The 20,642-nt window shown below is 67.0% G+C and carries 18 protein-coding genes and 1 pseudogene; 12 read left to right on the forward strand and 7 right to left on the reverse strand.

All coding sequences use genetic code 11. The features are described 5' to 3' along the window. Positions 1–10: 10 nt before the first annotated feature. Entirely contained in the window at positions 11–1,264 is a 1,254-nt protein-coding gene (locus EA796_RS06110; RefSeq protein WP_122107941.1) for an OprD family porin, read from the forward strand. A gap of 62 nt (positions 1,265–1,326) precedes the next feature. Here the strand turns inward: EA796_RS06110 and EA796_RS06115 are convergent, their stop codons facing one another. Then, positions 1,327–2,220 carry a chemotaxis protein CheV gene (locus EA796_RS06115; protein ID WP_122107942.1) on the reverse strand — a complete coding sequence of 298 codons (894 nt, stop codon included), beginning with the start codon at positions 2,218–2,220 and terminating at the stop codon, positions 1,327–1,329. Positions 2,221–2,276: 56 nt separating this feature from the next. Next, on the reverse strand, positions 2,277–3,299 hold the full coding sequence (locus EA796_RS06120) for a zinc-dependent alcohol dehydrogenase family protein (RefSeq protein WP_122107943.1): 1,023 nt from the start codon (positions 3,297–3,299) through the stop codon (positions 2,277–2,279). Positions 3,300–3,528: 229 nt separating this feature from the next. Between EA796_RS06120 and EA796_RS06125 the strand changes: the two genes are divergently transcribed. From EA796_RS06125 to EA796_RS06140, 4 genes are all read left to right on the forward strand, one after another. Then, positions 3,529–4,443, forward strand: a complete 915-nt coding sequence (locus EA796_RS06125) for a LysR substrate-binding domain-containing protein (RefSeq protein ID WP_021446223.1) — start codon at positions 3,529–3,531, stop codon at positions 4,441–4,443. A 186-nt stretch (positions 4,444–4,629) separates the two neighbouring features. Then, a complete protein-coding gene (gene mexE / locus EA796_RS06130; protein WP_122107944.1) occupies positions 4,630–5,868 on the forward strand; it encodes a multidrug efflux RND transporter periplasmic adaptor subunit MexE in 1,239 nt (412 codons plus the stop codon). 70 nt (positions 5,869–5,938) lie between these two features. Next, positions 5,939–9,121, forward strand: coding sequence for an efflux RND transporter permease subunit (locus EA796_RS06135; protein WP_122107945.1), 3,183 nt, complete (start codon positions 5,939–5,941; stop codon positions 9,119–9,121). Beyond that, positions 9,118–10,518 (forward strand): efflux transporter outer membrane subunit, encoded by a 1,401-nt coding sequence (locus EA796_RS06140; RefSeq protein ID WP_122107946.1) that lies wholly within the window; start codon positions 9,118–9,120, stop codon positions 10,516–10,518. Before EA796_RS06135 ends, EA796_RS06140 begins: the two co-directional genes overlap by 4 nt. A gap of 130 nt (positions 10,519–10,648) precedes the next feature. Here EA796_RS06140 and EA796_RS06145 read toward each other — a convergent pair whose 3' ends face one another. Next, positions 10,649–11,155 carry a DUF1993 family protein gene (locus EA796_RS06145; protein ID WP_122107947.1) on the reverse strand — a complete coding sequence of 169 codons (507 nt, stop codon included), beginning with the start codon at positions 11,153–11,155 and terminating at the stop codon, positions 10,649–10,651. Positions 11,156–11,222: 67 nt separating this feature from the next. On the opposite strand from EA796_RS06145, the gene EA796_RS06150 reads away from it, so the two are divergent. Next, on the forward strand, positions 11,223–11,582 hold the full coding sequence (locus tag EA796_RS06150; RefSeq protein WP_122107948.1) for an MmcQ/YjbR family DNA-binding protein: 360 nt from the start codon (positions 11,223–11,225) through the stop codon (positions 11,580–11,582). Here EA796_RS06150 and EA796_RS06155 read toward each other — a convergent pair. Both EA796_RS06155 and EA796_RS06160 read right to left on the reverse strand, forming a co-directional pair. Further along, positions 11,562–12,260 carry a cold shock and DUF1294 domain-containing protein gene (locus EA796_RS06155; RefSeq protein WP_122107949.1) on the reverse strand — a complete coding sequence of 233 codons (699 nt, stop codon included), beginning with the start codon at positions 12,258–12,260 and terminating at the stop codon, positions 11,562–11,564. The genes EA796_RS06150 and EA796_RS06155 overlap by 21 nt on opposite strands. Next, on the reverse strand, positions 12,257–13,087 hold the full coding sequence (locus EA796_RS06160) for an undecaprenyl-diphosphate phosphatase (protein ID WP_021443617.1): 831 nt from the start codon (positions 13,085–13,087) through the stop codon (positions 12,257–12,259). Before EA796_RS06160 ends, EA796_RS06155 begins: the two co-directional genes overlap by 4 nt. A gap of 351 nt (positions 13,088–13,438) precedes the next feature. Here EA796_RS06160 and EA796_RS23650 point away from each other — a divergent pair. The 5 genes and pseudogenes from EA796_RS23650 to EA796_RS06180 form a co-directional block, all read left to right on the forward strand. Continuing rightward, positions 13,439–14,125 (forward strand): annotated as a pseudogene (locus tag EA796_RS23650) (cache domain-containing protein); the annotation flags it as partial. A 123-nt stretch (positions 14,126–14,248) separates the two neighbouring features. Then, positions 14,249–14,983 (forward strand): methyl-accepting chemotaxis protein, encoded by a 735-nt coding sequence (locus EA796_RS23655; RefSeq protein ID WP_371921460.1) that lies wholly within the window; start codon positions 14,249–14,251, stop codon positions 14,981–14,983. A 7-nt stretch (positions 14,984–14,990) separates the two neighbouring features. Beyond that, complete coding sequence (locus EA796_RS06170; RefSeq protein ID WP_021443619.1) at positions 14,991–15,605, forward strand: hypothetical protein; 615 nt, start codon at positions 14,991–14,993, stop codon at positions 15,603–15,605. Positions 15,606–15,657: 52 nt separating this feature from the next. Continuing rightward, positions 15,658–16,227, forward strand: coding sequence for a nicotinamide riboside transporter PnuC (gene pnuC / locus EA796_RS06175; RefSeq protein ID WP_021443620.1), 570 nt, complete (start codon positions 15,658–15,660; stop codon positions 16,225–16,227). Further along, on the forward strand, positions 16,224–16,775 hold the full coding sequence (locus tag EA796_RS06180; protein ID WP_122108013.1) for an AAA family ATPase: 552 nt from the start codon (positions 16,224–16,226) through the stop codon (positions 16,773–16,775). Before pnuC ends, EA796_RS06180 begins: the two co-directional genes overlap by 4 nt. Here EA796_RS06180 and EA796_RS06185 read toward each other — a convergent pair. Together EA796_RS06185 and EA796_RS06190 are read right to left on the reverse strand one after the other, a co-directional pair. Further along, entirely contained in the window at positions 16,743–17,210 is a 468-nt protein-coding gene (locus EA796_RS06185) for a DUF3429 domain-containing protein (protein ID WP_021443622.1), read from the reverse strand. The genes EA796_RS06180 and EA796_RS06185 overlap by 33 nt on opposite strands. 71 nt (positions 17,211–17,281) lie before the next feature. Beyond that, on the reverse strand, positions 17,282–18,532 hold the full coding sequence (locus EA796_RS06190) for a sigma-54 dependent transcriptional regulator (RefSeq protein ID WP_122107951.1): 1,251 nt from the start codon (positions 18,530–18,532) through the stop codon (positions 17,282–17,284). A gap of 227 nt (positions 18,533–18,759) precedes the next feature. Here EA796_RS06190 and EA796_RS06195 point away from each other — a divergent pair, with 227 nt between their 5' ends. Then, positions 18,760–20,640, forward strand: coding sequence for a di-heme-cytochrome C peroxidase (locus EA796_RS06195; protein ID WP_122107952.1), 1,881 nt, complete (start codon positions 18,760–18,762; stop codon positions 20,638–20,640). Positions 20,641–20,642: the final 2 nt, after the last annotated feature.

Raw genomic sequence — 20,642 nt, forward strand, 5'->3', positions numbered from 1 at the left:
GGGAGCACCCATGTACAACAAGCACTGTCTCGCGCTGGCTTGCAGCCTCGCGCTCGGCGCGCCGTTGGCTCATGCCAGCAGCCAGGCACAATCGAACGGCTTCGTCGAAGATGCCAGCCTCGATCTGCTGCTGCGCAACGCCTACTTCAACCGCGACTACAAGGACCGTACCAACGACGCCAAGTCCTGGGGCCAGGGTTTCATCGCCACCTTCGAGTCGGGATTCACCCAGGGCACCGTCGGCGTCGGCGTCGATGCCTTCGGCCTGCTGGGGGTGAAACTCGACAGCGGCCGCGGGCGCAACTACCGCGCCTTCTTCGACACCGACAGCGAGGGCCGCCCGGTCGACGAGCTGTCTCAGGCCGGCGCCGCGGTCAAGCTGCGCCTGTCCGATACCGTGATCAAGTACGGCAACCAGTTCCCGTCCCTGCCCGTGCTGGCCCATGACGACAGCCGCCTGCTGCCGCAGTCCTTCACCGGCACCCTGGTCACCAGCAACGAGATCGAGGGCCTGGAACTCAATGCCGGCCGCTTCACCGCCGACAGCCCGATGGGCGATCCGGCGCGCGATCCCAATCGCCTCAAGAGCATCGACGTGCTCGGCGGCAGCTACGCGGTCAGCGACGATCTGAGCCTGGCGCTGTACCACTCCGACATCGAGGACCTGTACAAGCGCTATTACGCCAACCTCAACTACAACCTGGCGCTGACCGCCGAGCAGGCGCTGAATTTCGACTTCAACCTCTACCGCACCAAGTATGACGACGGCTCTACCGCCGCGCTGGATTTCGGCGGCGACGGCCAGGGCGATCGCAACAGCATCTGGAGCCTGGCGGCCAAGTACAGCGTCGGCGCCCACGCCTTCATCCTCGCCCATCAGCGCAACAGCGGCGATGCCGGTTTCGCCTACGACTACGGCGACGGTGGCGCGAGCATCTACCTGGCCAACTCCTACTACTCGGACTTCAACCGCAAGGACGAGCGCTCCTGGCAGGCCAGCTACGAGCTGGACTTCAGCGACTATGGCGTTCCGGGACTGCGCTACAAGCTCGCCTACGTGCGCGGCGACAATATCGACACCGGCGCCGACAACGAGGGCACCGAGCGCGAGCTGTTCAACCAGGTCAGCTACACCGTGCAGAGCGGTGCGGCCAAGGACCTGTCGCTGCGCCTGCGCAATTCCATCTACCGCTCCAGCACCGATGTCGGCCCGGATCTCAACGAGATTCGCGCCTTCGTCGAGTACCCGCTGAACATTCTCTGAGCAGCGCCCTGCCCCGGCCTTGGTGGGCCGGGGTGGGGAATGCGAAGAGCGGAAGACGCGGCCTAGCGCTGGCCGCTGATCTGGCGAAAGGCGTTGAGCAGGGCCTGGCTCAGGTCGACCGAGGAAAACTTGGTGAGCACCGCGTTGGCGCCCACCGACCTGGCTTTCTCGGTGTTCATGGTGCTGTCCAGCGAGGTGTGCAGCAGCACGTAGGTGTCGGCGATGTCGGCACTGCGGCGGATTTCCCGCACCAGGTTGTAGCCGTCCATCTCCGGCATCTCGATGTCCGACACCAGCAGCTCGAACGGCATGCCGGCCTGGCGATACTCCTGCAGCTTTTGCAGCGCGGCCTGGGCGCTGCGCACCGCGGTGCAGTCCAGGCCCAGCTGACGCAGGACATTGACCGTCTGCTGCAGGGCCACCTGGGAATCGTCGACTATCAGTACGCGGCGGCCCTGCAACAGCTGGCCGTCATCGCCTTCGAGCAATTGCCCCACCGGCGCATCGTCCAGCGCCGGGGCGATGTCGTGCAACACCTTCTCGATATCGAGGATCTGCACGATGGCGCCATCGATCTGGGTCACCCCGGTGATGAAGGCGCGACTGCCGGAGGCGGCAGGTGGCGGCCGCACGTCGCGGGTCGAGCATTGCACGATGCGCTCGTCGCTCTTGACGTGCAGGCCCTGGCGCGAGCGACTCAACTCGGTGACGATCAGACAGCCCTCGTCCTCGCTGGAACCGCCGCGTTCGCCGATGGCGCGGGCCAGGTCGATCACCGTCAACGCCGAGCCGCGCAAGGTGGCGATGCCGCGCACGTTGGGGTGGCGGTTGGGCAGCTTGGTCAGCGGCGGACAGGGGATGATCTCGTTGACCTTGAGCAGGTTGATGCCCAGCAGCCTGCCGCTGTGCAGGCGGAACAACAGCAGCGACAGGGCATCGCCGGTGACGAGGGTCATGAAGGGATCCTTGGACTGAAAACCTGCAGGTTATAGCGGCCGAACGGCCGCGGACTTTAATCCGCGGCCAGTTCCAAGGCCACCCGCCCACGATTCGGACAGGTTTCCATATAGCGGTGCGCGGCGACGAAATCCTCGAAGGCGAACACCTTGTCGATCACCGGCGTGAGCAAACGGTCGGCGGTCATCTGGTTGATGTGCTGCAGCGCGCGCTGCACCGCCTCGGCGTTGGGCTCGATGCCCAGCTCCGGGTGACCAGTGAAATCCAGCACGCAGTGCCGGTAGAACTGCAGGTGCTTCTTGAACGCGGCGCAGGCCGGAAACGCGGTGTCGTTGCCACCGTTGACCCCGTAGAGGATCAGCTTGCCGCGCGGCGCGGCGATGTCGCCGAGCAGCTTCATCTGCGGTCCGGCGCACTGGTCGAGGATGACCTCGACGCCCTTGCCTTCGGTGTAGCGCTCGATTTCCAGCACCAGGTCCTGTTCCTCGGTGACCACCACCTTGTCGGCGCCCAGGCCGCGCAGGAACTCGCGGTCGTCAGCCGAGCCGGTGGCGGCGATGACCTTGGCGCCGAGCGCCTTGGCCAGCTGTACGGTCTGCGGCGCCATGCAGTGACTGGCCTCGGTGATCAGCACGTGCTGGCCGGGTTTGAGCTGGGCCAGGTCGACCAGGGCGAAATAGCCGAACAGCAGTGCGGTGTAATGCACGCTGGCAGCCACCGGGCTGAGCACCTCGGGATAACGGGTCAGTGCGTAGCGCGGCATCAGCACCAGATCGCCCCAGGTCGGGTAGCGATTCGGCGTGCTGGCGGGGAAACCGGCCACGGCGGTGCCGAGCGGAAAGTCGTCGACGCCCTCGCCCACTGCAGCCACCGTACCGGCCAGTTCGAAGCCCATGCCTGCCGGCAACTGCGCCTGCTCGGCAGCCAGATTCTGCCGCCACAGCACGTCCTTCCAGCCCAGGCCCACGGCCTGCACGCGCACCAGCACCTCGCCGGGGCCCGGCACAGGAGTGGGTACTTCCTCGTACTGGAGTACCTCGGCATCGCCGAATTTATGGAAACGGATCATGCGGGACATCGCTATACCTCGAGCTCCGATCACGGATTAACACTTCAATGCCTGTGGACTCTATCCGCAGATCGCCGCTGGCACCACCCGCCGGCATCGATAGTGCACATGCCTGGCAGTGATTCAACAGCGTGCCGGGCACCTTTCAATCTCGCCCGTACTGCCCGTACTATTGCGCGGCAAGGCTCTCATTTGCCACGCCGTGCTGACAAGGCCCGGTCTCTCGGATGGTAACCGGATGAACCGCAACGACCTGCGCCGCCTCGACCTCAACCTGCTGATCGTCTTCGAGACGCTGATGCACGAGCGCAGCGTGACCCGCGCCGCGGAAAAGCTGTTCCTCGGCCAGCCGGCGATCAGCGCCGCCCTCGCCCGCCTGCGCAGCCTGTTCGACGACCCCCTGTTCGTGCGTACCGGGCGCAGCATGGAGCCGACCCCGCGCGCCCAGGAAATCTTCGCCCTGCTCGCCCCGGCACTGGACTCGATCTCCACCGCGGTCAGCCGCGCCGCCGACTTCGACCCGGCCACCAGCAAGGCGGTGTTTCGCGTCGGCCTGTCCGACGACGTCGAGTTCGCCCTGCTGCCGGCCCTGCTCCGCCGCCTGCGCGCCGAGGCGCCGGGCGTGGTGCTGGTGGTGCGGCGCACCAACTACCTGCTGATGCCGGGCCTGCTGGCCTCCGGCGAAATCTCCGTAGGCGTCGCCTACACCGAGGAGCTGCCGGCCAATGCCAAGCGCAAGGTGCTGCGCCGCAGCAAGGCGCGCCTGCTGCGCGCCGACGCCGTGCCCGGTGCGCTGAGCCTGGACGACTACTGCGCCAGGCCGCATGCGCTGGTGTCGTTCGCCGGCGACCTCACCGGCTTCATCGACGAGGAACTGGAGAGGATCGGCCGCAAGCGCCATGTGGTGCTGGCCGTGCCGCAGTTCAACGGCCTGGGCACGCTGCTCGCCGGCACCGACATAGTCGCCAGCGTGCCGGACTACACCGCTGCCGTGCTCACCGCCGCCGGCGGCCTGCGCGCCGAGGAGCTGCCGCTGCAGACCCAGTCCTTCGAGCTGCACATGGCCTGGCGCGGTGCCCAGGACAACGACCCGGCCGAGCGCTGGCTGCGCTCGCGCATCCAGATGTTCTGCGGCGATCCGGACAGCCTGTAGCCGCCAGGCGAAAAGGCACCGATAACGGGCACCGCAACGCCTTCGCGCACCATCATCGAGCCTCGACGATAGAGCGCTGCCAATCATCATTACCGCTGATATTCAACTTCGCGGCATTCGATTCGTCGTCGGCCAGCCCTCGCAGCAGACTCCGCCCATTCACAAATCCGACTGGCGGAGTCACTCATGGAACAGCCCCATAAGAACATCTGGATTTTCCCCCTGGCGCTCGCCGCCACCCTGGTGCTCAGCGCCTGCGGTCAGGCGCCGGACGCCATGCAGCAGCTGCCGGCGCCCAAGGTCAGTGTGGCCGAGGTGATCGAGCAGCCGATCAACGAGTGGGACGAGTTCACCGGCCGCCTCGAGGCGCCGCAGTCGGTCGAGGTGCGCCCGCGGGTGTCCGGCTATATCGACAAGGTGGCCTTCGCCGAAGGTGGCCTGGTGAAGAAAGGCGACCTGCTGTTCCAGATCGACCCGCGTCCCTTCCAGGCCGAGGTCAAGCGCCTCGAAGCCCAGCTGCAGCAAGCCCGCGCCAACCTGACCCGAGCCAACAGCGAAGCCCGTCGCGGCGAACGTCTGCGCCAGAGCAACGCCATCTCCGCCGAACTGGCCGACGCCCGCGCCAGCGCCGCCGCCGAGGCCCAGGCCGCCGTGGCGGCGATCCAGGCGGAGCTGGACAACGCCCGCCTCAACCTCGATTTCACCCGCATCACCGCGCCCATCGACGGCCGCGTCAGCCGCGCCGAGATCACCGAAGGCAACCTGGTCGGTGCCGGCGATAGCCTGCTGACCTCGGTGGTCTCCACCGACAAGGTCTACGCCTACTTCGACGCCGACGAGCGAGTGTTCCTCAAGTACCTCGAGCTGGCCCGCCAGGCCGGCGGCGACGCCCGCGGCGCCAGCCCGGTGTACCTCGGTCTGTCCAGCGAAGACGGTCATCCGCATCTGGGGCAGCTGGACTTTCTCGACAACCAGGTCAACCCGCGCACCGGCACCATCCGCGGTCGTGCGGTGTTCGACAACGCCGATGGCCGCTTCACCCCGGGCCTCTACGCCCGGCTGAAACTGGTCGGCAGTGCGGCCTACCCCGCCGCGCTGATCAAGGACGAGGCGGTCGGCACCGACCTGGGCAAGAAGTTCGTCCTGGTGCTCGGCGAGGACAACGCCGTGGCCTACCGCGCCATCGAGCTGGGGCCGAAGCTGGAGGGCCTGCGCATCGTCCGCAGCGGCCTGGCCAAGGGCGAGAAGATAGTGGTCAACGGCCTGCAGCGGGCCATGCCTGGCGCCACCGTCGATCCGCAGGCGGTGCCCATGGCCGATCCCGCGACCCTGGCCCAGCTGGCGCAGATGCGCCAGGCCGTGGATGGCACTCAGGCCCCGCGCCTGGCCAGCAAGAGCAACGCCGCCGGTACGCCGCGCAGCTGATAACGCCTTGGTGCGCGCAGCGCTCCCTGCATAGGGGGCGCATGGCGCACCCGTGCCCGAGGACAGTCCCATGAATTTCTCGCAATTCTTCGTGCTGCGGCCGATCTTCGCCGCGGTGCTGTCGCTGATCATCCTGATCGGCGGCGCCATCTCGCTGTTCCAGCTGCCGATCAGCGAATACCCGGAAGTGGTGCCGCCGACCGTGGTGGTGCGCGCCAACTTCCCCGGCGCCAACCCCAAGGTGATCGGCGAGACCGTCGCCTCGCCGCTGGAGCAGGCGATCACCGGCGTGGAAGGCATGCTCTACATGTCGTCGCAGTCCACCGCCGACGGCAAGCTGACCCTGACCATCACCTTCGCCCTCGGCACCGACCTGGACAATGCCCAGGTGCAGGTGCAGAACCGCGTGACCCGCACCATGCCGACCCTGCCCACCGAGGTGCAGCGCCTCGGCGTGACCGTCGACAAGGCCTCGCCCGACCTGACCATGGTGGTGCACCTGACCTCGCCAGACGACCGCTACGACATGCTCTACCTGTCCAACTACGCCGCGCTCAACGTCAAGGACGAGCTGGCGCGGCTGGACGGCGTCGGCGACGTGCAGCTGTTCGGCCTGGGCAACTATTCGCTGAGGGTGTGGCTCGACCCGAACAAGGTGGCCTCGCGGGGCCTCACCGCCACCGACGTGGTGAGCGCCATTCGCGAGCAGAACCGCCAGGTGGCGGCCGGCTCGCTCGGCGCGCCGCCTTCGGATGCCGGCAACAGCTTCCAGTTGTCGATCAATACCCAGGGCCGCCTGGTCGACGAGGAGGAGTTCGAGAACATCATCATCCGCGCCGGCGAAGACGGCGAAATCACCCGCCTCAAGGACATCGCCCGCATCGAGCTGGGTTCCAGCCAGTACGCCCTGCGCTCGCTGCTCAACAACAAGCCGGCGGTAGCCATCCCGGTGTTCCAGCGCCCCGGTTCCAACGCCATCGAGATCTCCGATGCGGTGCGGGCACGCATGGCCGAGCTCAAGCAGAGTTTCCCCCAGGGCGTGGACTACGAGATCGTCTACGACCCGACCATCTTCGTGCGTGGCTCCATCGAGGCGGTGGTGCACACCCTGCTCGAGGCCATCGTGCTGGTGGTGCTGGTGGTGGTCCTGTTCCTGCAAACCTGGCGCGCCTCGATCATCCCGCTGGCCGCCGTGCCGGTGTCCTTGATCGGTACCTTCGCCGTGATGCACATGTTCGGCTTCTCGCTCAACGCCCTGTCGCTGTTCGGCCTGGTGCTGGCCATCGGCATCGTGGTGGACGACGCCATCGTCGTGGTGGAGAACGTCGAGCGCAACATCGGCCTGGGCAAGACGCCGGTAGAGGCGACCAAACAAGCCATGAAGGAAGTCACCGGGCCCATCGTCGCCACCGCCCTGGTGCTGTGCGCGGTGTTCGTGCCGACCGCCTTCATCTCCGGGCTGTCCGGGCAGTTCTACCAGCAGTTCGCGCTGACCATCGCCATCTCCACGGTGATCTCGGCGTTCAACTCGCTGACCCTGTCGCCGGCGCTGGCCGCAGCCCTGCTGAGGAGCCATGACGCGCCCAAGGACGGCTTCTCGCGCCTGCTCGACAAGCTGTTCGGCGCCTGGCTGTTCACCCCCTTCAACCGCTTCTTCGACCGCGCCAGCCACGGCTACGTCGGCACCGTGCAGCGCGTACTGCGCACCAGCGGCGTGGCCATGTTCCTCTACGCCGGCCTGCTGGGGCTGGGCTACCTGGGCTTTTCGACGACGCCCACGGGCTTCGTGCCGCAGCAGGACAAGCAGTACCTGGTGGCCTTCGCCCAGCTGCCGGACGCCGCCACCCTGGACCGCACCGAAGCGGTGATCAAGCGCATGTCGGAGATCGCCGGCAAGCACCCGGGCGTGGAGAACACCGTGGCCTTCCCCGGTCTGTCGATCAACGGCTTCACCAACAGCCCCAACAGCGGCATCGTCTTCACCCCGCTCAAGCCCTTCGACGAGCGCAGTGATCCGTCGATGTCGGCCAACGCCATCGCCGCCGAGCTGAATGCCCAGTTCGCCGAGATCCAGGACGCCTACATCGCCATCTTCCCGCCGCCGCCCGTGCAGGGCCTCGGCACCATCGGTGGCTTCCGCCTGCAGATCCAGGACCGTGGCAGCCTGGGCTACGAGGAGCTGTACGCGCAGACCCAGAACATCCTGGGCAAGGCGCGCCAGTTGCCGGAGCTCAACCCCATGTCGGTGTTCACCAGCTACCAGGTCAACGTGCCGCAGATCGATGCCAACATCGACCGCGAGAAGGCCAAGACCCACGGCGTGGCCATCAGCGACATCTTCGACACCATGCAGGTGTACCTGGGCTCGCTGTACGCCAACGACTTCAACCGCTTCGGCCGCACCTACCAGGTCAACGTCCAGGCCGACCAGCAGTTCCGCCTGGAGCCGGAGCAGATCGGCCAGCTCAAGGTGCGCAACAACCGCGGGGAAATGGTGCCGCTGTCCACCTTCGTCAAGGTGGAGAACAGCGCCGGCCCCGACCGGGTGATGCACTACAACGGCTTCCTCACCGCCGAGATCAACGGCGCGGCGGCGCCCGGCTACAGCTCCGGCCAGGCCGAGGCGGCGATCGCCAAGCTGCTGAAAGAAGAACTGCCCAACGGCATGACCTTCGAGTGGACCGAGCTGACCTATCAGCAGATCCTCGCCGGCAACAGCGCGATCTTCATCTTCCCGCTCTGCGTGCTGCTGGCCTTCCTGGTGCTGGCCGCCCAGTACGAAAGCTGGAGCCTGCCGCTGGCGGTGATCCTGATCGTGCCGACGGTGCTGTTCTCCGCCATCACCGGGGTGATCCTGGCCGGTGGCGACAACAACATCTTCACCCAGATCGGCCTGATCGTGCTGGTGGGCCTGGCGTGCAAGAACGCCATCCTCATCGTCGAGTTCGCCAAGGAGAAACAGGAGGAAGGCCTGGATCGCATCAGTGCGGTGCTGGAAGCCTGCCGCCTGCGTCTGCGGCCGATCCTGATGACCTCGATCGCCTTCATCATGGGCGTGGTACCGCTGGTGCTGTCCTCTGGTGCCGGCGCCGAGATGCGCCATGCCATGGGCGTGGCGGTATTCAGCGGGATGATCGGCGTGACCTTCTTCGGTCTGCTGCTGACCCCGGTGTTCTACGTGCTGATCCGCGCCTTCGTCGAGAAACGCCAGGCGCGCAAAGCCCAAGCCGCTGCCCACGAGGTGCACCCATGAAGCGCGTTGCCAATGCCCTGAAGATCAGCCTGCTGGCCCTGGCGGTCAGCGCCTGCGCGGTCGGCCCGGATTACCGCGCGCCGCAGACCGAACCGGCGCGCCTCGACGCGCTGGAGGCCGGCGACTACGACCGCACCCGTTTCGAGGCCGCCTGGTGGCAGCAGTTCGACGACCCGACGCTGAACCGCCTGGTGCAGCGCTCGCTGGCGGACAACCGCGAGCTGCGCGTGGCCTTCAGCCGCCTGCGCGCGGCGCGGGCGATCCGCGACGATGTCGCCAACGACCGCCTGCCCACCGTCACCAGCCGCGCCAGCGGTGAGTTCGGCAAGGCCCAGCAGCCGCCCACCAGCGAGCAGCGCATCCGTCAGGAACGCTACGACCTGGGCCTGGACATGGCCTGGGAACTCGACCTGTTCGGCCGCATCCAGCGCCAGCTGGAGGCCAGCGAAGCGCAGATCGAGGTGGCCGAGGCCGACTACTACCAGCTGCAGGTCAGCCTGATCGCCGAGCTGGTGGATGCCTATGGCACCCTGCGCGGCGCCCAGCTGCGCGAGCACATCGCCCGCGAGAACCTGAAGAACCAGCAGGACTCGCGGGCCATCACCGAGCAGCTGCGCGACGCCGGCGTCGGCAGCGAGCTGGACGTGCTGCGCGCCGACGCCCGCCTGGCCGCCACCGAGGCCAGCCTGCCGCAGCTGCAGGCCGAACAGGTGCGCGCACAGAACCGCATCGCCACCCTGCTCGGCCAGCGTCCGGAGCAGCTGGAGGTGGACCTGTCGGCCCGGCCGCTGCCGGCCATAGCCAAGGCCCTGCCGATCGGCGATCCGGGTGAGCTGCTGCGCCGCCGCCCCGACGTGCAGGCCGCCGAACGCCAGCTGGCCGCGGCCACGGCGCAGATCGGCGTGGCCACCGCGGATCTGTTCCCGCGGGTCAGCCTGTCCGGTTTCCTCGGTTTTACCGCCGGGCGCGGCTCGCAGCTGGGCTCCTCGGCCGCACGCGCCTGGGGCGTGGCGCCGAGCATCAGCTGGGCGGCGTTCGACCTGGGCAGCGTGCGCGCCCGCCTGCGCGGTGCCGAGGCCGAAGCCGACGGCGCCCTGGCGCAGTACGAGCAGCAGGTGTTGCTGGCCCTGGAGGAATCGGAAAACGCCTTCAGCGACTACGCCAAGCGTCAGCAGCGCCTGCTCTCGCTGCTGCGCCAGGCCGAGGCCAGCCGCGCCGCCGCGGAACAGGCGGCGATCCGCTACCGCGAAGGCACGGTGGATTTCCTCGTGCTGCTGGACGCCGAACGCGAACGCCTGGCCGCCGAAGACGCCCAGGCGCTGGCCGAGGTCGAGCTGTACAGCGGCATAGTCGCCATCTACAAGGCGCTCGGCGGCGGCTGGCAACCACAGGCCTGACGCTTTCCTCTCTCCCGACCGGCAACCGCCAGTCGCTCCGGCCCCAGGGTGTTGGCTCCTTACCCTGGGGCTTTTTTTGCCGATGAAGGCATGGCCGTGGGGAGCGCCGCCACTGCAGATACAGGATGCCTCAGGGGTGACCGAGATAATCCATCTTGCCCAGCGGCACGCCGTTATGGCGCAGGATGGCGTAGGTGATGCTGAGGTGGAAATAGAAGTTGGGCAGGACGAAATTGAGCAGATAATCCTGACCGCTGAAGCGCAGTTCCAGGCCGGGAAAACTCAGGCTGACGGCGCGGCTTTCGCTGCCATCGAGCTGCTGCGGGCTGACGCTGCGCAGAAAGTCGCAGGTCTTGCCGATGCGCGCCTGCAGCTCGGCGAAGCTACTCTCGGTGTCGGCGAAGCTGGGCACCTCGATCCCCGCCAGGCGCGCCGCACAGCCCTTGACCGCGTCGCTGGCGATCTGCACTTGGCGGGTCAGCGGGTACATGTCCGGCGCCAGGCGGGCGCTCAGCAGCACCTCGGCGGCGATCTTGTGGTCGTGGGCATGCTGCTCGGCCTTGTCGAGAATCGCCGCAAGATTGCCGAGCATGCGCAGGAAAACCGGAATCGAAGCGTGGTACATGGACAGCGACATGGTGCACTCCCAGGTGGGTGGATAGACTTGCCAGCTTAGTCCTCCGCCAACCGCCCTGGAGCCGGAAATGACCTCCGATCAGATCGCCGCCTTCTGTCTGGCCCTGCCCGGCGTCCGCGAAGACCTCAAGTGGGGCCGCAACCGGGTATTTTCGGTGGCCGGCAACAAGATGTTCGCCATCCTCGATTTTCTCGGCGAAGACCTGGCGTTCAAGGTGGACGGCGACCTGTTCCTCGGCTTCGTCGACCGCCCCGGCATCCGCCCGGCCCCGTACCTGGCGCGGGCACACTGGATCAGCATGAGCGGGCGGCAGCCGCCGCTGGGCGAAGCTGAACTGCGGCGATTGCTCACCCGCTCGCACCAGTTGGTGGTGCGCAAGCTGGCCAAGCGCCTGCAGCCGGGGCTGCTACTGGACGAACAGCGGTAAATGGCGGGCGATATAGGCGCCATCGAGCAGCAGCCAATCGAGCCAGAACGCCTGATGAGCGGCGACGATCAGCCAGAACACCGTCTGGTAGGAAGCCTTGCGCGTCTTGTGGCGCAGGAACTGTTGCGCGAGCAGCGCACCGGGCCAGCCGCCAGCCAGCTCCACCAGGTGCAGGGTGTTTTCCGGGGTACGCCGGCCGCCGCCCTGGGCGCTGCGTTTATCCAGCCAGTACAGCAGCAAGCCGAGCAGACTGGCCGCCAGATACAGCGGCAGCACCCACGGCAGCCCGGCGCCGAGCAGCTGCAGGGCCCCCAGTAGCGGTAACGCGCAGAGCGCGGCGAACAGCACGAGCTTCAGCCCCGGATTGCGAACGCCTAGAGCCGCGCCGCGCGCCTCCCGCGCCCCTGCAGGCTGGCGCGGCACCCTGGGTTGGCGGCGGATCGCCGGCCGGTCCAGACTCGGTGAGCCCGCCAGGCGCATATGCTCGGCCCGCGGCCGGCCGCGGGTATCGCGCCCCTCGACATAGAGCAGGCTGTCGCCGACTTGCGGGCGCCGCTCGCCGCGCATCGCCGAAATATGCGCGAACACCTCGGCACCGCCGCCCTGCGGCTGGATAAAGCCGAAGCCCTTGTCGTCGTTCCAGCTGGTGAGGCGCCCCGCGCGCTCCTTGGCCATCATCCCTGCGCGGTGCTCCAGTCGATCAGTTGCAGTTGCCAGGTGGCGAGGATCAGCAGACCGAAGCCGATGCGGTACCAGGCGAACAGGGCATAGCTGTGGTTGGCGATGAATTTGAGCAATGCCCGCACGGTGAACATCGCCACGATAAAGGTGGTGACGAAGCCGATGGCAAAGGTGGGCAGGTCGCTCAGTTGCAGGATGTCGCGATACTTGAACAGGGAGTAGACGGTCGCGGCGACCATGGTCGGCATGGCCAGGAAGAAGGAAAACTCGGTGGCCGCCTTGCGTGACAGGCCGAACACCAGTCCACCGATGATGGTGGCGCCGGAGCGGGAAGTGCCGGGAATCAGCGCCAGGCATTGGGCGAAGCCGACCTTGAGGGCCAGGCTCCAGGTCATGTCGTCGACCGTTTCGGCCTTGATCTCGTGCTCGCGCTTCTCTGCCCAGATCATCACGATGCCGCCTACTATCAAGGCAGTGGCCACGGTGATGGGGTTGAACAGCCAGTGCTCGATGAGATCGGCGAAGGCCAGACCGAGGATCACCGCCGGAATGAAGGCCAGCAGCAGGTTGAAGGTGAAGCGTTGCGCCTGCGGCTCGCTCGGCAGCCCGCACACCACGTCGAAGATCCTCTGGCGAAACTCCCACATCACCGCGAGGATGGCGCCCAACTGGATGATGATCTTGAACGCGGTGGCGGTCTCGCCGTTGAAGTCCAGCAGGTCGCCGACCACGATCAGGTGTCCGGTACTGGAAATCGGCAGGAACTCGGTCAGCCCTTCCACTATGCCCAGAATCAAGGCCTTCATGGCCGTCCAGATGTCCATTCTCTTCCCCCAAAACATCGCGGCGAACGCCGCACAAAGTCGATAAATCGGTACAGTCGAAGCACTGTGTCGTGCCTGGGACGCGGAGGCGCCCTAGAGGTTCCCCGTCTCCTCTAGCCCGATGCAAACTCAGGTTCTGCGCCGAGCGGCCGAAATGCTATCAGACAACTAGAGTAAAGAATGCCTCGCCGTGACCGGCAGTTCGCACCGCCCGGCCAGGCCGCTTCGGGCCCGACAACAACAAGAATCAGGAACTCGTCCATGAACAGCTTACGTAGTCTTCCCATCAGCCGGCGCCTGTGGCTGATCCTGGCGCTGGCCATCCTGACCCTGATCCTGCTCGGCGCCTATATGCTGCGCCAGATCAATCTCGACCTGTATGCCGGCAAGGCGGAAAAGACCGAGCACGTGGTGCAGAGCGCCGCCGGCATCCTCAAGCACTACCACGGCCTGGAAAGCGCCGGCAGCCTGAGCCGCGAAGACGCGCAGAAACAGGCCATGGAGCTGATCCGCGGGCTGCGCTACGCCGGCCAGGAGTACTTCTGGATCAACGACCAGACTCCGATGATGATCATGCACCCGACCAACCCCAAGCTGGAGGGGCAGAACCTCTCCGGCTTCAAGGATCCGGACGGCAAGGCGCTGTTCAACGAGATGGTGGCCGTCACCCGCAGCCAGGGCGCCGGCCAGGTCGACTACCGCTGGCCCAAGCCGGGTGCCAGCGAGCCGGTGCCGAAGATTTCCTACGTCGAACTGTTCCAGCCCTGGGGCTGGATCATCGGCTCCGGCGTCTATGTCGACGACGTCCAGGCGGTGTTCAAGGAACAGGCCCTGCGCGCCCTGGGCATCGGCCTGCTGATCACCCTGCTGCTCGCCGCCCTGGTGCTGCTGATCGCCCGCAGCATCGCCCAGCCGCTGCAGGCCGCGGTGGACGCCATGGCCAATATCGCCAGCGGCGAAGGCGACCTGACGCGCAACCTCGATACCCACGGGCGCGACGAGCTGACCGCCCTGGCCAGCCATTTCAACGCCTTCACCGACAAGCTGCGCGGCGTCATCCGCCAGCTGCTCGACTCGGCCGGCTCGCTGGATCAGGCCGCGCGCTCGCTCGGCGACATTTCCAGCGAGGCGCAACAGCACAGCCAGCAGCAGGCGCAGCAGATGGAGCTGGTGGCCACCGCGGTCAACCAGGTGACCTACGGCGTACAGGACGTGGCGAAGAACGCCGAGCACGCCTCCAGCGAGGTGCACGCCGCCGAGGAACAGGCCATTCAGGGCCAGCAGAACATCGAGGCCAGCCTGCGCCAGATCGACCAGCTATCGGCCACCATCGACAAGGCGGTGGCGGTGATCCAGTCGCTGGCCAGCGAAAGCACGCAGATCGGCAGCGTGCTCGAGGTGATCCGCTCGATCGCCGAGCAGACCAACCTGCTCGCGCTCAACGCCGCCATCGAGGCGGCGCGGGCCGGCGAACAGGGCCGCGGCTTCGCCGTGGTAGCCGACGAGGTGCGCCTGCTGGCGCAGCGCACCCAGCAGTCGACGGCGGAAATCCAGGGCATGATCGAACGCCTGCAGGGCAACTCCGAGGCGGCGGTCAAGGTCATCCACGAAAGCAGCCGCGCCTCACAACTGACCGTGGAACAGGCCAGCCAGGCTGGTCAAAGCCTGGCGCAGATCGCACAATCGCTACGCAACCTGACCGGGCTCAACGCCTCGATCGCCAGCGCCACCCTGGAGCAGTCGCATGTGGTGGAAGACATCAACCAGAACGTCACCCAGACCGCCGGCCTGGCGCACAACACCGCCGCGGCCGCCGAGCAGTCCAGCGCCGCCAGCCAGCACCTCAAGCAGCTGGCCGACCAGTTGGGCCGCCTACTGGGGCAGTTCCGCGTATGAGGCAAGCATGAGCAACATGGAGCATCAGGAGGTCGACTTCAGTCGGCCGCAGAACCAGGACCTGATCTGGGACCTGGACAGCATGGGCCGCCGCGAGCTGGCCGAGCGCTTCATCAAGCTGTTCGAGAACCGCCTGTGCGTCTACTCCGAGTCGGTGGGCCAGCTGTACACCAACTACAGCCTGCATTTCCCCAGCGACCTCGGGCGCAAGATGGTGGTGCTGCCCAACCCCTACGCCTTCCACGACACCCTGCACGGCATCGACAGCCAGGCCATACGCAAGACCGGCCTGTGCGTGCTGCCGGGCCAGGTGCTGGGCAAACCCGGCCTGCTGCTCGGCACCCAGCTCAAGGACGGCGGCCCGGCGCCCAAGACCATGGCCTTCAAGCCGGCGCTGGCGCAGATCATCAGCAACCAGAAGAAGGTCGGCGATGTGTTCCTGCCGGTGCTGATCAAGGGCGATCTGCGCGAATTCGATCAGCAGATGCCCTATATCCACCTGCACCGCCTGCAACTGGCGCGCCTGCCGCGGCTGTCCAGCTTCGAACGCGAGGACATCCAGCAGACCATCACCCGCAAGCTGCTGATGCTCTATCGCCTGGCCGATACCCTGGCGTGCTGAATGCCAGGCGGATCGCTACAATCGCTCCCCCTTTCCCTCCCGAGTAGCTTGGATGTCCTGGCTCGAACTCATCGCCGCCGGTCTCGGCATCGTCGCGGTCTGGCTGACGGTACGACAAAACCCCTGGTGCTGGCCCATCGGCCTGGTCATGGTACTGCTCTATGCATGGCTGTTCTTCGACTGGCGGCTGTATTCCAATCTGCTGCTGCAGCTGCTGTTCGCCGGCCTGCAGCTGTACGGCTGGTGGCAATGGACCCGCGGCGGCGAGCATCACGACGGGCGTCAGGTCAGCAGTCTCAGTGTTGCCGGCCTGGCCGCTGGACTGAGCGCCGGCGCCGGCGGCGCTCTGCTGCTCGGCTACCTGATGGCCACCCACACCGACGCCAGTTCGCCTTGGTTGGACGCCACGCTCACCGCCTTCAGCCTGATCGCCCAGCTGTGGATGGCGCAGAAGCGTCTGCAGTGCTGGGCGCTGTGGATAGTCGTGGACCTGTGCTACGTCGCCTTCTTCCTGCACAGCGCGCTGTATCTGACCGCCGGCCTGTACGCCGCCTTCACCGCGCTGGCTGTCAGCGGCTGGCTGAGCTGGCGCCGCGCCCCGGCGCTGTGGGCCAGCACTTGAAGGTGCTGGTGTTGACCGGCCCCGAATCCAGCGGCAAGAGCTGGTTGGCGACCGAGATCCAGGCACGCTTCGGCGGCCTGCTGGTGGGCGAGTACGTGCGCCATTTCATCGAGCGGGAGCGGCGCGACACCTGCTACGCCGATATCCCGGCCATCGCCCGCGGCCAACTGGCCTGGGAGGATGCCGCGCGGGCCGAGCGCCCGATGCTGCTGATCCTCGACACCCACCTGCTGAGCAACCTGCTGTGGAGCCGCTGCCTGTTCGGCGACTGCCCGCCGTGGCTGGAACACGAACTGCGCGCGCGCCGCTACGACCTGCACCTGCTGCTCGACCCGCAGGGCGTGCTCTGGGTCGACGACGGCCAACGCTGCCAGCCGCAGCTGGCCGAACGCCTGGCCTTCCAGCGCGCCTGCCGACAGTGGCTGGTGGACAACCGCCAGCCGTTCTGCGAGCTGTCCGGCGATTGGTCGCAACGCCGCCAGGCCGCGTTGGAACGGGTCGAGGCGCTGCTGGAGTCAGCGGATCAGCACGCTGGCCCAGGCCAGTAGCAGGCTGGCGCAGACCACCAGGGTCAGCGGCGTGCGCAGCGCCGGGTACCACTGCGGCGCCAGCCCCACCTTGACCGCGTGCAGGTCGGCCAGATAGAGGCCGATAAAGGCCAAGAGGAAGATCGGCAGCGCCAGGGCCATGGGCAGCCCGCTGGCCAGCGCGGCCCAGCCGAGCAAAGGCGGAATCACCGACAGGCCCAGTTGCAGCTGGGCATTCTCGTCGGTCTCCTCCGCGCGCATCGCCAGGCCCCAGTGGATCGCGCCCATGAAGGCGAGGATCACCGCGGCAAAATCCAGCAGTGCCGCCAGCACGAAGGGCCGCCAGCCCAGCGGGATCACCCAGATCCCCAAAGCCCCGCTGACGAAGGGCACCAGCCCGGCATAGCCCAGCAGCATGGCCAGTTGCGGCGGTTTCTCGGCGTCGAACGGGTGCATGGCGATCTCCTTGGCAAGATGGTGCGCCGTGCACCTTAGCAGTGTTTCGCCAGCGATACAGCCGTGGCGGCTCAGCGCAGGCGGTGCTTGTGCAACAGCCGATAGAAAGTCGGGCGGGAAATGCCCAGGCTGCGCGCCGCCTGGCTCATATTGTTGGTGTAGCGCGCCAGCACGTCGTTGAGCGCCTGGCGCTCGGCGCGCAGGATGTAGTCGGCCAGGGTGGCGACCGCCGTACTCTGCCCCTGCCCCGGCTCCAGGCCAAGATCGCGGGCAAGGATCTGCCGCCCCTGTGCCAGCACCAGGGCGCGCACGACCCGGTTGCGCAGCTCGCGCACGTTGCCCGGCCACAGGTGCTCGGCCATGGCGTCGATCGCCTCGTCGCTGAACCGCCGATGGCGCCGACCGATGACCGCGCCATAGACCTTGGCGAAATACTCGGCCAGCAGCAGCAGGTCGCCGCGTTGCTCGCGCAGCGGCGTGGTCTGCAGCTGCTGGCTGGCCAGCAGGCGGTACAGGTCGTCGCGCAAGCGGCCCTGGCGCACCGCCGCCTCCAGTTCGCCGCGGCTGATGGTCAGCAGGTGCAGGCCCGGATGCGCCTGCAGGTGCTGCAGCAAGCGACGTTGCCCGGCACCGTCGAGCGCGGCGACATCCTCCAGCACCAGGGTGCCGGCCGCCGCCACGGCCAGGGCACCCCCTGTGCCGAACAATCGGGCCTCGAGCTGTGCGGCGGAGGGCGCGGCACAGTCGAAACGCAGATAGCGCTTGCTGGCGCGCGCCGAGCGCTCGTGCAGCAGGCGCGCCAGCAGGGCCTTGCCGCTGCCGCGTTCGCCAGTGAGCAACAGCGGCACCTCCAGCCCGGCGCAGCGCGCTATCTGCTTACGAAGCGCGCGGGTCTGGCTGCTGTTGCCGAGAAACTGACGGGGATGGCGGTCGCCCTGCAGGCTGCGCAGGCGCGTGGTGGCCTGCGCCTGCGCCAGCGACTCGAGCAGCGCCTCGGCCTCGCACGGCAGCGCATGGGCGGCGAAGAACCATTCGCCGATCAGTTCGGCGACCTCGGCCCGGGCCGGGCCCGGCCCATCGAGCAAGGCGACGCAACTGGCGGCGCTACGCCGCAACAGCGCCTGCAGTGCCTGCGGCTGTTGCAGCAGCGCCTCGCCCAGGCGGATCAGCAGGACATCGCCGTGCAGGCTGCCGCACTCGTCCAGGCGGCAGCGGCGCAGCGCCCAGCCGGCGGCCTGCACATGCTGCAGCAGACGTTCGCACTCGTCACAAGGGTCGATCACCAGCAACTGGCGGGATGCGACGGATACAGCCTCCAACATATCCCATCCTTGGCGCCATTAATTTGTAATCCCAATAAAAACAATGATTTGGCGCGCATAGTTGTAACGCTAGCAAGAACTTTGACGGCACTTGGAACATTTCTCTATATCACTTGTTCTGGCTGGTTATGGCGAACTTCTCTTAGCCGTCAAGATGGCAACTTGCCAAGCGCCTGCGGTATTGGCATAACAAGCCCATTAATAAGAACGCCACAAGGAAGTCTCTGATGCGTCTGCTCCGTCGTACCCTGAAACTCATCCTGTTGCTGGCGCTGATCGGCCTGGCGGTGGTGCTTTACTACATCGCCAACCCCAACCTGCCGACCTTCGAACAACCCAGCCAGCTGCATTACCTCGAACAATGGAGCGACGAGGAACGTCAGACCTACTACTACACCCCCCAGGGCACCACGGTAAAAGGCCTGCGCTACGACTGGTTCAACGCCCTGGAAATGCCCTTCGGCAGCGCCAAGTTCGCCCGCCCCGAATACCTCGCCCGCTTCGGTTTTCTCACCGACCCGAACCAGCGCGCCACGCCCCTCAACCCCGGCAACCTGCCGGTGGGTTTCGCCCGCCACCAGGACGACGAAAGCGGCGAGCACTTCCTCGACATCAGCTGCGCCGCCTGCCACACCGGAGAGCTGCGTTACCAGGGCCAGGCGGTGCGCATCGACGGCGGCGCCGCCCTGCACTCGCTGGCCTCCACCGTGCCGACCCTGCGCGGCGGCGGCTTCGGCCAGGCCCTGGGCATGAGCATGGCCTTCACCTACTACAACCCGCTGAAGTTCCGCCGCTTCGCCCGCGAAGTGCTCGGCGAGCAGTACCCGCAGGGGCGTGACGAACTGCGCAAGGACTTCAAGCAGGTACTCGACCGCCTGCTGGCCACGGCGAAGAACGACTGGCACCGCGGCCTGTATCCCACCGAGGAAGGCTTCGGCCGCACCGATGCCTTCGGCCGCATCGCCAATACCGTGTTCGGTGACGCCCTCGACGAGGCCAACTACCGCATCGCCAATGCCCCGGTGAGCTACCCACAGCTGTGGGACATCTGGAAGTTCGACTGGGTGCAGTGGAACGGCTCGGCGATGCAACCGATGGCGCGCAACGTCGGTGAGGCGCTGGGCGTCGGCGCCAGCCTGCATCTGCTCGACGAGCAAGGCCACGGCGTCGCCGAGGCCGAGCGCTATGCCTCCAGTGTGCGCCTGCACGACCTGCATACCCTAGAAGAAACCCTGAAGAAACTGCAGCCGCCGAAGTGGCCGCAGGCCGTCTTCGGCCAGCTCGATCTGCCGCTGGCCAGTCGCGGCAAGGCGCTGTACACGGAAAACTGCGCCTACTGCCACGCCCCCGATCCGAAGCCGCGCGACCAGCGCCTGGCGCCGGCGCGCGACCCGGAATGGAAGATGCGCATCGTGCCGACTGCCATCGTCGGCACCGACCCGACCACCGCCGACAACATCGCCGACCACCGCTTCGACATCAGCCGCCTGGGCTGGACCAAGGCCGAGCTGTCGCGGCTGGACGTCCAGCTGTTCGGCGCCAGCCTCGACGAGGTCGACTTCAAACGCATCTCCAGCGCCAAGGGCCTGGCCTATATCACCGCCTACGTGGAAAACCGCGCCTATCAGGACGCCGGCATCTCCCCGCGCCAGCGCTGGCGCATGGACGGCTATGGGCTGTCCATCGGCGTGCAGGAGAAGCGCGGCTACAAGGCCCGTCCGCTGGACGGCATCTGGGCCACCCCGCCCTTCCTGCACAACGGCTCGGTGGCCAACCTGTTCGAGCTGCTTTCGCCGGTGTACGAACGGCAGACGCAGTTCTGGGTCGGCAACTTCGAGTTCGACCCGGTGCGCGTCGGCTACCGCAGCGAACCTTTCCCCGGCGGTTTCCTGTTCGACACCCGCATCACCGGCAACGGCAACGGCGGCCATGAGTTCCGCGACGGCTGCCGCCAGCAGGGGGTGATCGGTCGCGCCCTGGCGCCGGAGGAACGCCTGGCGCTGATCGAGTACCTCAAGGTGCTCGGCAACGCCGAACTGGAAAGCCAGCTCAGCAACGTGCCGGCCAAGGCCTGGACACCGGGGCCCGAGTGCGCGGGCCTGAACTGAAC

Source organism: Pseudomonas sp. AOB-7 (assembly GCF_003696305.1).
GTDB lineage: Bacteria > Pseudomonadota > Gammaproteobacteria > Pseudomonadales > Pseudomonadaceae > Aquipseudomonas.